13 protein-coding genes and 1 pseudogene are annotated in these 12,879 nt (G+C 70.3%); 11 read left to right on the top strand and 3 right to left on the bottom strand.

Features of this window, described 5'->3' with window-relative positions; genetic code table 11:
- The first annotated feature begins 478 nt into the window (after window positions 1-478).
- The 3 genes from ABH937_RS16460 to ABH937_RS16450 all read left to right on the top strand — a co-directional run bounded on the left by ABH937_RS16460 (window position 479) and on the right by ABH937_RS16450 (window position 1,939).
- Window positions 479-826 (top strand): hypothetical protein, encoded by a 348-nt coding sequence (locus ABH937_RS16460; protein WP_370218629.1) that lies wholly within the window; start codon window positions 479-481, stop codon window positions 824-826.
- A 162-nt stretch (window positions 827-988) separates the two neighbouring features.
- Entirely contained in the window at window positions 989-1,204 is a 216-nt protein-coding gene (locus ABH937_RS16455; protein ID WP_370218628.1) for a hypothetical protein, read from the top strand.
- A gap of 153 nt (window positions 1,205-1,357) precedes the next feature.
- Window positions 1,358-1,939 carry a recombinase family protein gene (locus ABH937_RS16450; protein WP_370218627.1) on the top strand — a complete coding sequence of 194 codons (582 nt, stop codon included), beginning with the start codon at window positions 1,358-1,360 and terminating at the stop codon, window positions 1,937-1,939.
- Window positions 1,940-2,039: 100 nt separating this feature from the next.
- On the opposite strand, the gene ABH937_RS16445 is transcribed toward ABH937_RS16450, so the two are convergent.
- On the bottom strand, window positions 2,040-2,789 hold the full coding sequence (locus ABH937_RS16445; protein WP_370218626.1) for a hypothetical protein: 750 nt from the start codon (window positions 2,787-2,789) through the stop codon (window positions 2,040-2,042).
- Window positions 2,790-3,126: 337 nt separating this feature from the next.
- On the bottom strand, window positions 3,127-4,668 hold the full coding sequence (locus ABH937_RS16440; protein WP_370218625.1) for a recombinase family protein: 1,542 nt from the start codon (window positions 4,666-4,668) through the stop codon (window positions 3,127-3,129).
- On the opposite strand from ABH937_RS16440, the gene ABH937_RS16435 reads away from it, so the two are divergent.
- The 6 genes and pseudogenes from ABH937_RS16435 to ABH937_RS16410 all read left to right on the top strand — a co-directional run.
- Entirely contained in the window at window positions 4,552-5,070 is a 519-nt protein-coding gene (locus ABH937_RS16435) for an ATPase, T2SS/T4P/T4SS family (protein ID WP_370218624.1), read from the top strand. The genes ABH937_RS16440 and ABH937_RS16435 overlap by 117 nt on opposite strands.
- Window positions 5,070-6,332, top strand: a complete 1,263-nt coding sequence (locus ABH937_RS16430; protein WP_370218623.1) for a type II secretion system F family protein — start codon at window positions 5,070-5,072, stop codon at window positions 6,330-6,332. Before ABH937_RS16435 ends, ABH937_RS16430 begins: the two co-directional genes overlap by 1 nt.
- The gene (locus ABH937_RS16425) at window positions 6,332-7,288 is read left to right on the top strand and encodes a type II secretion system F family protein (protein WP_370218621.1); all 957 of its coding nucleotides are present in this window, start codon (window positions 6,332-6,334) and stop codon (window positions 7,286-7,288) included. Before ABH937_RS16430 ends, ABH937_RS16425 begins: the two co-directional genes overlap by 1 nt.
- 142 nt (window positions 7,289-7,430) lie before the next feature.
- Entirely contained in the window at window positions 7,431-7,841 is a 411-nt protein-coding gene (locus ABH937_RS16420) for a DUF4244 domain-containing protein (RefSeq protein WP_370218620.1), read from the top strand.
- Window positions 7,842-7,941: 100 nt separating this feature from the next.
- Entirely contained in the window at window positions 7,942-8,280 is a 339-nt protein-coding gene (locus ABH937_RS16415; protein WP_280690889.1) for a TadE family type IV pilus minor pilin, read from the top strand.
- Window positions 8,280-8,762 (top strand): annotated as a pseudogene (locus ABH937_RS16410) (Rv3654c family TadE-like protein); the annotation flags it as partial. The gene ABH937_RS16415 and the pseudogene ABH937_RS16410, both read left to right, overlap by 1 nt.
- Window positions 8,763-8,966: 204 nt before the next feature.
- On the opposite strand, the gene ABH937_RS16405 reads toward ABH937_RS16410, so the two are convergent.
- A complete protein-coding gene (locus ABH937_RS16405; protein WP_370218619.1) occupies window positions 8,967-11,291 on the bottom strand; it encodes a DEAD/DEAH box helicase in 2,325 nt (774 codons plus the stop codon).
- A 271-nt stretch (window positions 11,292-11,562) separates the two neighbouring features.
- Here ABH937_RS16405 and ABH937_RS16400 point away from each other — a divergent pair, with 271 nt between their 5' ends.
- Window positions 11,563-11,904: an STAS domain-containing protein gene (locus tag ABH937_RS16400; protein WP_280690887.1), complete on the top strand. Its 342-nt coding sequence runs from the start codon at window positions 11,563-11,565 to the stop codon at window positions 11,902-11,904.
- Window positions 11,905-12,145: 241 nt separating this feature from the next.
- Window positions 12,146-12,556, top strand: coding sequence for an ATP-binding protein (locus ABH937_RS16395; protein WP_280690886.1), 411 nt, complete (start codon window positions 12,146-12,148; stop codon window positions 12,554-12,556).
- Window positions 12,557-12,879: the final 323 nt, after the last annotated feature.

Raw genomic sequence — 12,879 nt, 5'->3', positions numbered from 1 at the left:
CTCCCGAGACGCCGGGACCATCGTCAAGGACCAGGGCTTTCCAAGACAGGAAAGGTCAGCCGGACCGCCGATACCCCCCGGTCATAAATTCGCGGCGGCGTGCGCGGGCATGGGGGCCGGGTCCCCAAGGCTCATGCGCCCAGAGATTGACCCACCCCCCGGTACCCCACTGACCAGCAAAAAAACGGCACCACACCTAGCGTGCGTGCGGCGAGCTGGGGCCGGGATCGCCGGCAGCCACGGTCGGGAACTTTCGCAGCGCCCCTCAAACCGGCCGGATGAACAGCCAGAACGGCAGCTTGCGATACGACTGCACCGTACGACTCGGCACAGTAGACACGGTGGTGCTGCCCGCGCCAGGTGGTGTCCCGGGGCGGGGCGAAGGTTCAGGGTCGGACTCCCGGCACGGTCGCTGAGCTTGCCGGGGCTTCTTCATGCCCGCGCGTTACCGCCAACCAGTGTGATCGTTTGACAGGGCATGCTTACTTCAAAGCGCGCCCTCGTCGCACTGGCCGTTCTCGCTGCCGGTCTCGCCGCTGCCACACCCGCCAGTGCGGAACCCCGGAAGCCCCTAGTCAACAACCCCCTCATCACGATCATCGGCCTTGAGGAGACACAGAACAACGCTCTGGAACACGCCCTGCTCCAGACACTCGTCAACGGGGACTCGGTCGGATGGGCAAACCCGCAGCAGATCACCCCGCTTCTCGGGACAGCCACGGCGGAGACGGGGTCGCCAACAACGGCACTGCTGCAGGCACAGATCAACAAGGACTTGGCAAATCTTGGTCTTGCCTCCCCAAGTCCCGCAACGCAGGGGCGCTGACCGTCGCACCTGGGCCAAGGACTGCACCCGCCCGCCAGCTCCCGCGCAAACGCTCCGATCAGCCATGCGAGAGTTTTCCCTCCCTGCCGCTCAGAGCGGGACGAGCAGGGGAGGCACCCGCCTGGGGTGGCACTGACAGTGCTGACTGCCATCATCGGCCCCATGAACCCACCCACCTGGTACCACGATGGTCAGCTCTCCCTGGCTCGGCAGCGCATGGCTCAGGCTCACGCCATCCTGACGCGGGTTGAGGACGAAATCCCGATCGGCGCACCGGCCACTGACCGACTCCAGCAGGCTCGCGCAGAAGCATGGGCGGCAGAGCGGGTGTTCGCCGAACGGTTCATGGAGCTTGACCGCACGGACGGCCGGGCGTAGCTGAGCGTCACGGTCGCCGAGCGTTCCACAAACGATGGTTAGTGGAACGGTCGCGCCGGACCCCTGATCGAGGCTCAGATCCGTTCCAAAAGTCGTTCCAGAACATGCCCGAAACCCCTTGAGTTTCGGAACGAGTTTTGGAACGATCGGGGTATGACGACGAACAAGACCACCGGCCACCTGATCGGCTACGCCCGAGTCTCCACCGACGACCAGGACGCACAGCTCCAGCACGACGCGCTGACCGAGGCCGGCTGCTCCCGGATCTTCACCGACAAGGCCAGCGGGAAGAACACCGACCGGCCCGAGCTTGCCGCCGTTCTGGACTACCTGCGCCCCGGTGACAGCCTGGTCGTCTGGAAGCTGGACCGTTTCGCCCGCTCGCTCATCGACCTTGTGACCACCGTGGACGCCCTGACGGCGCGCGGAATCGGCTTCAAGGTCCTGACCGGCGCACTGGCCAGCATCGACCCGAACACCCCGGACGGACGGCTCATGCTCCAGGTGGTCGGCGCCATGGCGGAGTTTGAGCGGAGCCTGATCCAGGACCGCACCCGCGCCGGTCTCGAAGCCGCCAAGGCCCAGGGGCGAACCGGCGGACGGCCCAAGGCCATGACCCCGGACATGCTCGCCGCCGCACAGCGCCGCAAGGCCGCCGGAGAGTCCTACGGAGAGATTGCCAAGGCTCTGGGGGTCGGCAAGGGCACCGTGCACCGGGCGCTGACCGCCGAGTAGGCGCAGCAAGCCACAGAGGACCACCTACAGGCTTCGTAGGTGGTCCTCTGGCATTCCTACTCTCAACCCGTCAGAGGGTCGTACGTGGCTCTCCAGGGGGTCACGCGGTGAGCGCCACGCCCCGCCAACCCTCATAGCCGGACAGCTTCCGGCGAGCACCGAACCGCTTGTCCATAGCCGCGAACAGCACAGTCTTGCCCGTCCGAGCACCCAGCGACCGAGCAAGGGCAGGCTCAGCCAGGCTGAATGCCTCCCACACGGCCGACGTGCGCACATGCTCAGTTCGCGGCGCAGCGGACAGGCCAGCCACCCAATCGGCGGGATCACGCATCGGAGCGCGAAAAGCATCGAACTGCGAAGCCAGCCGCAGGAGATGAGTGGCGCGGCCATCGTTGGCGGTCAAGATCTCGCTGGCCACCGACTCCATGCCCTTGATCAACTCCAGTGGAACCGTCATCGGCGGAACGATCATCGCGTCAGCCTGACGGCGCAGCGCAGCAGCCGACCGCTCGACCAGCGCTCGCACCTCGGGGGCCACGATACGAACATCCAACTCCGCCGACCTTGCCTGACGGTCCAACTCGGCGTGTTCTTCGGCAAGTTGCATGGCATCGTGGTTCTCGCAGCGGAGCCAAAACGCAAAGTCAGCCAGCCACTGACCCATGCCGCTTCGGATCTTCGGCAGGTCGCGCCACTCGCCAGCGAGGGTTACCCACTGCGTACCACTCCAGAGGAACGGGACCTGCGGACTTCCAGGCGCCACGGCAAGCGCGGCAGCCTCCAGCGCGCGGCGAGCGAGCGTGTCGTCTATGTACTTGCCCAAAATCAAGCCTCTCTCGGCCGTGTTCACGTCATCTCATCCCCGCTGTCTAACCCGCAGGTGACCCAAGGTGAGCCAAGGTGAGCCAAGATGCCCAGAAAGCCATCCTGGAAGTGAGTCTGCGGGACAACATAACAGCAGGTCAGAGCATCATTAGGTGAACAGAGAGGATCAATCAACCTATTATCCGCTGTTGGGCAAACCTGAAACGGGGTCCGGACCGTCATTCGTCATCCCGTGCGTCAGCCGGAGCGTACGGCCAACGTCTGACAGAAGCCCTGCACGCCCGTCTGCGGGCACGAAGAAGCCCCGCCGGACCACTAAGGGCCAGACGGGGCTATGGGGACCGCTATGGGGCGGCTAGGGGCTACTCCAGTTCGTCTAGCGCTATAGCTGCCAGCTCGGCTTCCGCAGGATCAAGCTCGCGCCACCATGCCGGGCCCTCGAAGGCAATCGACAGCCGCGACGGGTCGAACCGCTTAGGTGCCTTCGGTGCCGGAGGTGATATCACCACCCGTGCACCCAGGTCGGTGAGCAAGCCCCGTCGCCCCTCCTCCTCATCCCGCCGGTTCCACTCGTCCGAAACGGTGCCCCCAGCGTCAACCCAGCGCCCTTCGGCATGTTCGGCTTCCGCGCGCAGTTCTGCTTCTCGGCGCTCAAGCGCGTTCAGTTGCCCGATGGCGATCCGCGCTGCCGCCCCGTCGGGGGAAAGGTGCACCAGGTTCCCCGCCAAACGCTCAATCTGCATTGTCACCTCGGAGAGTTGGAGTACCGCGCTGCCGTCGGGCTCCAGCCAGCGCATCAGGTTGAACCGACCGAACCGCTTCAGGTACTCGGCGGTCACCATCGCTTCGACTGGCCCGGCCACAATCACGTTCGGCCTGTGGGCGCCCTGCTTGCCGACACCAGCGCGGCAGACATAGGTGCTGTAGTCCTTCCCGCCTACTTCTCGGCGCTGGCGGTACATCGGCCCGTCGCACTCAGAGCAGCGCGCCACGTGGAGCAGGAGTGCCTTGCCGCTGCGCTCTACGCCGCGTCCCTTGGCCTTCTGGTCGATGACAGCGCGCACAGCAGACCACGTCGCGCCGTCCAGGATGGCGGGGCCGGCAGAGACGGGCTGTCCCTCAGCGTCCAGGACCGGCTGATTGGTCAGTGCACCCCGCTTGGAGCCCGGGACGGCCTGAACCAGCCAGCCACGGACGGCAGGCGTGTAGAGCACATCCCGCAGGGTCGTAGAGTGCCATCGCTGGCCCCTCAGCTTGCGTCCGTCGCGCTGGCGGGCGTGCTCAGCCGGGGGCAGTACGCCACGTGCGTTAAGGTCCCGAGCCAGGCCGGTCAGCGACGCCCCGTGGTTGATGAGCCGTTCGGCACACTCGCGGACGACGCCAGCGGCGGTCTCATCGATGGCCCAACGCTTGTTGTTCACCGGTCCTTCGACCGCGTAGCCGTACGGTGCGAGGCCCCCCAGGTGGTTGCCGCGCGCCCGGAAGTGATCTTTAGATGCCTGGATGCGGGAAGTGATCATGTCCCGCTCGTACTCGGCGAATGCAGCAAGCACGTTGATGATGATCGATGCGTTCTCTGGCGACACCACACCGTCAGCCGTGACGATCGTCGTCCGGGTGGAGTCCGCAGCCCTCAGCAAGCGCTGAAACTCCAAGACACTCCGGGCGTACCGGTCTAGCTTCGCGGCCAGCACGTAGTCAGCGCGGGGGAGCCAGGCCAACACCTCGCGCATGCCGGGCCGATCTTCCAACTTCGTCGCGCCCGATACGTTGGTGTCGGTCGCGACGTGGATCACTTCCCATCCGCGCTGTGCGGCGTACGCCTTGCATGCACTGATCCGGTGGTCAGGTGCCTCCTCAGCGAACAGCCGGGACAGGCGGTCGTATATGACGACGGTTGGCATGGTGGCCCTTCTCTTGGTCGGATTGGGCCACGGCCCGGTGCAGTGTACGTGCACGGTTATGCGAGTCACCCGGGCGGCTGCGGCACGGTGCACGCGAATACCGCGGCCGATGTGCCGGTCCGGCTCGAAGCACTCGGCTCGATGGCCGGGTTGGAGCGACGGGCGGTGCACAGCCAACTGCGCGCCGCGCTGGACGTGGTGATCCACCTGGTGCGTGACCAGCGGACCGGTCGGCGGCGAGTGGCAGAGCTGCACACGCTGGCCGGTGATGCCACCGGCCTCGCCGTCACGGTTCCGGCCGCGCTCTTCGGCGCGGACGGTTCGGTGGCCCGAGGGCCCGGTTGGGAGCGGTTGGCGCAGCTGTGCACGGCGCGCGGCGTCGTGCTGGATGGGAGGCAGTGATGACTGGACTTCAGCTTCGACTCGCGCTGGCTGTGCTGCTCTGCGCGATGGCGGCCATGGCGTGGTCGCGGTTGGACCGGCGGACGTTCCTGAGGCGGCGGTCCAGGGCTGTGCTGGAGCACTCGGGCGGCTCGGGGGTGCTGGTTCGGATCGGTGTGCGGCGATTGCGCCGGCTCCTCGCTCCGGGTGCGCCTCGACCGCGCTGGCTGGTCCCGGAACTCCTGCTGCTGCCCTGCGGATCGGTTGCCGGGTACGGCCTGCACTCGCCGGTGCCGCCCGTGGTCGCGGTGTTGCTGGTCTTCCCCAGCTGTCGCTGGCGTGAGCGGCGCCGAGCGGTCCGGCTGGAGCGCGGCCGGGCTACCGCCGTCATCGAACTGTGCGCCGCGCTGGTGGGGGAGCTGCGCAGCGGCGCGACGCCCGAACAGGCGCTGGACAGCGTCACCGGTCCGGGGCGCGCGACGGCCGGTCTGCTGGAGCGGTTGGGCGAGGAGGCGGTGGCCCGGCTGGTGGCCGGCCGCTACGGGGCCGATGTCCCCGCCGCCCTGCGCTGGTTGGCAACGTTGCCCGGCGGTGGTGGTGGCTCCGCCATCGCGGCCTGTTGGCAGGTCACGGCGGACAGCGGTACCGGTCTGGCGCTGGCGCTCGAGCAGGTGGCCGAGGCCCTGCGGGCCGATCGTGCTCTGCGGGAGGAGGTCCGGAGCGAGCTGGCCGGGCCGCGGACCACCGCCGTCCTGTTGGCGGCCCTCCCGGTCTTCGGGTTGCTGCTCGGTGCCGCTCTTGGGGCGCAGCCGTTGGGGATCCTGCTGCACACTCCGTTGGGTTGGGGTTGCCTGGCGGTCGGTGCGGCTCTGGAGGTCGCGGGGCTGTGCTGGAGCGGACGGATCGTGCGTGGCGCGCTGGCCGACCTGGGCGTCGACGCCGGAGCGGTGGTGCGACCGGGTGGGCGCAGGCGGGGTCCGGACGGGGCGCGGGGCGCTCGGCGGCAACCGGCCGGGGCCGGCCGCCTGGGCGGGCCGAGCTCGACGGGTGGCAGGGCGGCTGGTCGGCGGGCGAGTTGCCGGTCCGGTGCCGGTGGTCGTGGTGGCAGAACGTCCCTGGCGGGCCGAAGGCGGCGGTCGTACCGGCGGACGCCGTTGGCCGGGAGCAGCTCCGGGTCCGCGTGGTGGCGACGCGAGTGTCTGCGGCAGCTGGGGTGCGCCTCCGGCCAGCCGGGACACAGCGGTCGGCACGGGGTGCTCGGCAGCGCGCTGGGGACGTCGTGATGGGCGTGGGCCCGGGCACGTACGTGCCGTCGACCCCTCCGGGTCTGTTGCCGCTGATGGTCCTGGCCGGGGCCTTCACACCACTGGTGCTGCTGGCCACGCTCGGCGGACGCTGGCTGCGTCGGCGGGCTCGGCGGCGGCGGGCGGTCCGGCTGGAGACAGCCGGTCGGCGCTGGAGCGGACAACTCCTCGGCGGTGCGGGTGAGCGCGGGTGGTCCGATGAAGCGTCGACCCGGGTGGGCCGACGGACGGCGGGAGCGCTCGCGACGACTCGGTCGGACCTGATGGCTCGGGCGGGCCGGGCGGGCGGCATGCACCGCGCGGCCGGGGACGGCAGACGGCCATGGCTGAGCGTCGAGTCCGCGGCGCCGGTGCTGGCGGGGCTGGGGGCGGCGGCGTTGCTGCCGAGCGCTTTCGGGGTCATGGCGGGAGTGGCGGCGGCGTTGTTGCTCCGGCGTCTGCTTCCGGTGATCCGCTCGGCTGACCGGCGGGCGGCGCGTGAGCAGGACCTGCTGCTGGCCCAGTTGCCGCTGACCGCGGAGCTGCTGGCTGCCTGCCTGGGATCGTCCGCCGCCCCGGCCCAGGCCGCGGAAGCCGTCGCGCGGACGATCGGCGACCCGATGCGGACACGCCTCAACGCGGTCTCAGCGGAACTGGCGCTGGGAGCGCCGCCGGCTGCCTGCTGGGAGCGGTTGGGGGACGAGTGTCCGGCCCTGGAGCCGCTCGCCCGTTGCTTGGTGCGGACCACCGTGAGCGGCGCGCCGCCTGCCGCCCCGCTCACGGGGCTGGCCCTCGCGCAGCGAGCGGCGGCCGGCCGTGCCGCCCACGCCCGGGTGCGTCGTGCCGGGGTGCTGGCGACCGCGCCGCTCGGGCTCTGCTTCCTGCCTGCGTTCGTCCTGATCGGCGTCGTTCCAGTGGTGGTGGGTCTGGCAGCGGCGTTCAGCCAGCGGTTGTGAGGCCGGGACGGGCTGCGGTGCAGGTGAATTGACGGGCTGTCGGATCTGTCGGATCTGTCGGGGCTGCGGGATCAGCGAGATCAGAAAACTCAGACGAGGTCGACCAGGTTGGCGATCTCCGAAGCGGAAGGAAATGCGAGCGATGAACGAGATGAACGGCGTCAACGCTGTCACCGACCGGAACGCGCCGGTCGTGACCTTCGTGGCCCTTCCCGGGCACGCGCGAGCGGCGCAGCTGCGGGCGGTGGTCGGCGGGCGGTGCGGGCCGCCGGCGGGCAGGCGCCCGTGGTTGCTCGGCAGTGCCGCTCCGCCGGTGCACCGCCGGCCGCGGCGGCGGTTGTGGGAAGGCGTGCGGAGTGTGTTTGGCCGGCTCGTTGCCTGGCACCGCCGGAGGTTTGCGGGAGCCTCGGATGTCGGCATGTCGACGGCCGAGTACGCGGTTGGCACGGTGGCGGCGTGCGGGTTCGCAGCGCTTCTCTACAAAGTGGTGACGAGCGGTGCGGTGAGTGGCGCGCTGGCGGACCTGCTGGATCGGGCGCTCCATGCGGTCTGACGTCGGCACGTTCGCGGGTGGGCCTGGTCCCCGGCTCAGGGTTCGCTTCAGGTGTCGCGGGTGGCTTCGCCGGGCTCGGGAAAGGCGGGAGGCCGGGTATGTGACGGCCGAGACGGCCGTGCTGCTGCCGACTCTCGTCGTGCTGACCAGCGTGCTCGTCTGGGGTGTGTTGACCGCGGCGGCGCAGCTGCGCTGCATCGATGCCGCTCAGGTTGGGGCGCGGACGGCGGCCCGAGGTGGGCGGGACGCCGTCGCCCGGGCGCAAGCCGCGGCACCGCGTGGGGCCACGGTCGAGGTCGCCGAGATCGGCGACACGGTTCAGGTGCTGGTGGAGGCGCAGTGCTTGGGGCCCGGGCGGTTGGCGTCCGCACTGTCGATGACGGTTTCGGCACGGGCCGAGGCCGTTCGGGAGGACCGGATCGGAAGGGAGCCGGGGTGATGGCGGTGAAGGTGGTGACGACGATCGTAGGGAAGGTGCTGCGGCTGGAGGGGAGGGCGGACGCCTCCACCTCGCCACCGCACTGGTGGAGGCCCACCGGAGGACAGACAGCGGCTGGGGAGACAGTGCTTGGGGAGGCCGACGCGGCCTCGGTGGATCGCGAGCAGGGATCGGCGACGGTCTGGTTGACGGCGCTCGCGTTCCTCGGGTGCGCGGTCTTCGGGGTGTCGCTGGCGCTTGGTGCGGTCCTGGTGGCTCGGCACCGCGCCGAGTCCGCGGCCGACCTCTCGGCCCTGGCGGCGGCCGACCATCTGCTGCTCGACGCCGATGGCGGCTGCGCCCGGGCGGCGGCGCTGGCGGTCGCGCAACGGGCCACGCTGGTCTCCTGCACGGTCGACCTCGGGACGGACAGCGTCCAGGTCCAGGTCGAGGTGCCGGTGCGCGGAGTGCGGTTGCCGATCGGCCCGGCGACCGCACGAGCGCGGGCCGGACCGATATGGGCCTTTGGTGGTCCGGAGGAGTCTGACGCCCCGTCCGCGTCCGGCGCCGGCCCGGTGGTGATGCGGCCCGCGGCAGTGCCTGCCGGTGCCGGGCGCGAACGCATCAGCGCCGGCCGGCTCCAACCCGGTCGGGTTGGAGCCGGTGGGGCCGGGGTTGCCGCGGGTGGCCGCGCTCCGTTGCACGCCCTAGGACTCCTTCGGTGCGCCGGCCAGCAGGGCGCTCAGCAGCCGGACCGCGCCGGCCTTGTCCAGCGGGTCGTTGCCGTTGCCGCACTTGGGCGACTGCACGCAGGACGGGCAGCCGCGCTCGCATTCACAGGCGGCGATGGCGTCCCGGGTGGCGGTGAGCCACTGCACCGCCCGGCGGAAGCCGTGTTCGGCGAAGCCGGCCCCGCCCGGGTGGCCGTCGTAGACGAAGACGGTCGGCAACTGGGTGTCGGGGTGCAGCGGGACCGAGACGCCGCCGATGTCCCAGCGGTCGCAGGTCGCGAAGAGCGGCAGCAGGCCGATCGAGGCGTGCTCGGCGGCGTGCGCGGCGCCGGGCAGCTGGTCGAAGGGGATCAGCGCGTCCAGCAGTTGCTGCTCGGTGACGGTCCACCAGACCGCTCTGGTCCGCAGCGTCCTGGGCGGCAGGTCGAGCTTGGACTCGCCGAGGATCTCGCCGGTGGAGATCCGTTTGCGCAGGAAGCCGACCACCTGGTTGACGACCTCGACCGAGCCGAAGTTGAGCCGGCCCTCGCCCCAGGCCGCGGTGCGGTCGGTGGTCAGGACGGAGATGGTCGTGGTGTCGCGAGCTGCGGTGGTGTAGCTGGGGTTGGCCGGTTCGACCAGGGCGACCGAGGTCTCCAGGTCGAGCTCCCGGACCAGATAGGTCCGGCCTTGGTGGAGATGGACGGCTCCGGTGTGCACGGTGGTGTGCGCCGCGGCGGCGTCGACGGTGCCCAGCAGTCGACCGGTGGAGGCCTCGACGATCTGGACGGGGTTCCCGCCGCTGCCGCGCAGGTCGACGGCGTCGACGGCGCGTTCACGGCGGGTCCAGTACCAGGAGCCGTCGGTCCGGCGGCGCAACAGCCCGCGCTGTTCCAGGACCGGCAGCAGCTGAGCGGTCGAGGGGCCGAACAGCTCCAGGTCGTCAGGCCCGAGCGGGAGTTCGGCGGCAGCCGCGCACAGGTGCGGGGCCAGCACATGCGGGTTGTCGGGGTCGAGCACGGTGGCCTCGACGGGGCGGGCGAACAGGGCCTCGGGGTGGTGCACCAGGTAGGTGTCCAGCGGGTCGTCGCGGGCGATCAGTACGGCAAGGGCTCCCTGGGACTCCCGTCCGGCCCGTCCGGCCTGCTGCCAGAGGGAGGCTCGGGTGCCGGGATAACCGGCCAGCAGCACCGCGTCCAGGCCGGAGACGTCGACCCCCAGTTCCAGGGCGGAGGTCGAGGCGAGACCGAGCAGTCGCCCGGAGTGCAGGTCGCGTTCCAGCGCGCGGCGCTCCTCGGGCAGGTAGCCACCGCGGTAGGCGGCGATCCGGTTGGCGAGCGGGGCGTCGAGGTTGTCCTGGGCCTGCAGCGCGACCAGTTCGGCGGCGCGTCGGGAGCGTACGAAGGCCACGGTGCGGGTGCCGGCCGCCACCAGGTCGGTCAGCAGGTAAGCGGCCTCGGTGGTGGCGGTCCGCCGCACGGGGGCGCCGTGCTCCCCGACGTGTTCGGTGAGTGGCGGCTCCCACAGGGCGAAGACCAGTGGGCCGTGCGGGGAGGCGTCGTCGGTCACCGCGACGGCGGGCAGGCCGGTGAGTCGCTCGGCGGCCGCGGCCGGGTCGGCCACGGTCGCGGAGGCGAGCAGAAAGGCGGGATCGGATCCGTAGCGGCGGCAGAGCCGGCGCAGCCGGCGCAGGACCTGGGCGACATGGGAGCCGAAGACGCCCCGGTAGCTGTGGCACTCGTCCACCACCACGTAGCGCAACGCCTTCAGGAAGGAGGACCAGCGGGCGTGGGCCGGCAGGATGCTCCGGTGCAGCATGTCCGGGTTGGTGAGCACGTAACTCGCGTACTGACGGACCCACTCGCGTTCCTGCGGCGGGGTGTCGCCGTCGTAGAGCGCGGCGCGCACCCGGTCCGGGGCGAGTTCGGCGGCCCGGCGGCGCTGGTCGGCGGCCAGTGCCTTGGTCGGTGCCAGGTAGAGGGCGGTGGCGCCGCGCCCGTTCGGGGCTTCGGTGCCCTCCAGCAGGTCGCTCAGCACGGGCGCCAGGTAGCCGAGCGACTTGCCCGAGGCGGTTCCTGTGGCGATCACCACAGTTTGGCCCGCTTTGGCCAGTTCCATTGCTTCGGCCTGGTGGGCCCAGGGCCGGTCCACGCCGGTTTCCGCGGCTGCGGCGCGGATCTCGGGGCGGATCGAGTCGGGCCAAGGGGCATGGCGCGCCTGGCGCGCGGGGAGATGCTCCGTATGGGTGAGTCGGTCCGAGCGGCCCCGGCTGGCGACCAGGGTGTCGAGCAGGGTCTCGGGCGGGCGATGGCTGGGCGGCATGAAGACCCAGTGTGTCACTGGAGTGACGGACAATCGCGGCAAGCCATCGTGCGGGCATGCTGCCAGGTGGTTGAATGAGGCGGTGGCGGCCAGTTGGCCGGACCGGCGGCACCTGGGCCGGTCACTCGGCCATGCGGTGGAGCCGGGCAGGCGTCCCAAACGCCTGCGCGGTGGCGGCCGTCTGGTCGGGATCGGCAACCGAGAACGGCCGATGCCGCCCGACTCGCCGTAGAACGCAATTGACGTAGCAAGGCAAGGTGCTGGAGGTTCCGTGGACCTGTCCCTGTCGACCGAAACAGTCGGCGATCGCACAGTCGTCAAGGTTGGCGGCGAGATCGATGTGTACACCGCTCCTAAGCTTCGCGAGCAGCTGGTCGAGCTCGTCAACGACGGCAGCTACCACCTGGTCGTCGACATGGAGGGCGTCGACTTCCTGGACTCGACCGGTCTGGGCGTCCTCGTGGGCGGCCTGAAGCGGGTGCGTGCGCACGAGGGCTCGCTGCGCCTGGTCTGCACCCAGGAGCGCATTCTCAAGATCTTCCGCATCACCGGGCTGACCAAGGTGTTCCCGATCCACTCCTCGGTGGCGGACGCCGTCAGCGCGACCGACTGACTCGGCGGACCCTGAGCCGCCCCGCCGGGGCGGCTCAGGGTCACCGTCGTGGTCCGCCGTGCCCGTACGGTCGGGTGCCTGCCGACAGACCGTCAGCAGGCGGCTTCCCCATGTTCGGTGGTGTCCTGCCGGGCAGAGCTCAGGACGCCTGGTTCAAGCGTGGCCCTTGGGTGGCGGCACCGAAGAGGTGGCACCAGAACAGCCGAGGCGGTAGCACCGGAGACAACTCCGAGAGGGAGAGATGGCAACCGTCGAACTGCGATTCAGTCCCCTTCCCGAGCACGTGCGCACGGCACGGCTGGTGGCGGCAGCGGTGGCCAGACGCGCGGGTGTGGACGAGTCGGTGCTCGACGAGCTCCGGCTCGCGGTCGGCGAGGCATGCTCCCGCGCGGTCGGCCTGCACCAGCACGGTGGCCTGGGTGGCGCGGTCCGGGTGGCGTTGACCGACCAGGAGAAGCGTTTCGTCATCGAGGTCGGTGACGGAGCCGGGACGCTCAGCGAGTTGGCCGCGTCGAGCGAGGACGAATCCGCAGACGGCTCCGACGACACCCTGGGCCTCGCGGTGATCACCGGGCTGGTCGAGGACGTCGAGGTCGGCCGGGACGAGGCCGGTGGCCTGATCCGGATGAGTTGGCCGGTGCAGCCGGCCTGACGGTGTCTGATCGGCCAGGCCTGCGCTTGGCCGGACGCCTGCCGGACGCACACCCGTGCAGCCCAGCGGTTGCCGCTCGTGCAGCCCGGCGGTTGCCGCTCGTGCGGCCCGGTGGCCGGGGTCGGTGAGGCCGCCGGGGCCGGCGTGAAGGGCGGGGTTCCTGGCGCGTGAAGTGACGCGAATAAACGAACGGGCCATCAGAAGAATCATGGGCGGTGGCGGAAAACACCCGGGTTTGGGGCCCCCCCCAGATTGTTTGGGGTGTCTGCCGCACCCGGTCTATATAAATACGTCGATGAGTACTACACAAGCCTCTGGGTATA

The organism is Kitasatospora sp. GAS1066B (assembly GCF_041262605.1).
Taxonomy (GTDB): Bacteria; Actinomycetota; Actinomycetes; order Streptomycetales; family Streptomycetaceae; genus Kitasatospora.
The sequence above is the reverse complement of the archived record's forward strand: the minus strand, read 5'-3'. Positions and strand labels throughout refer to the sequence as shown.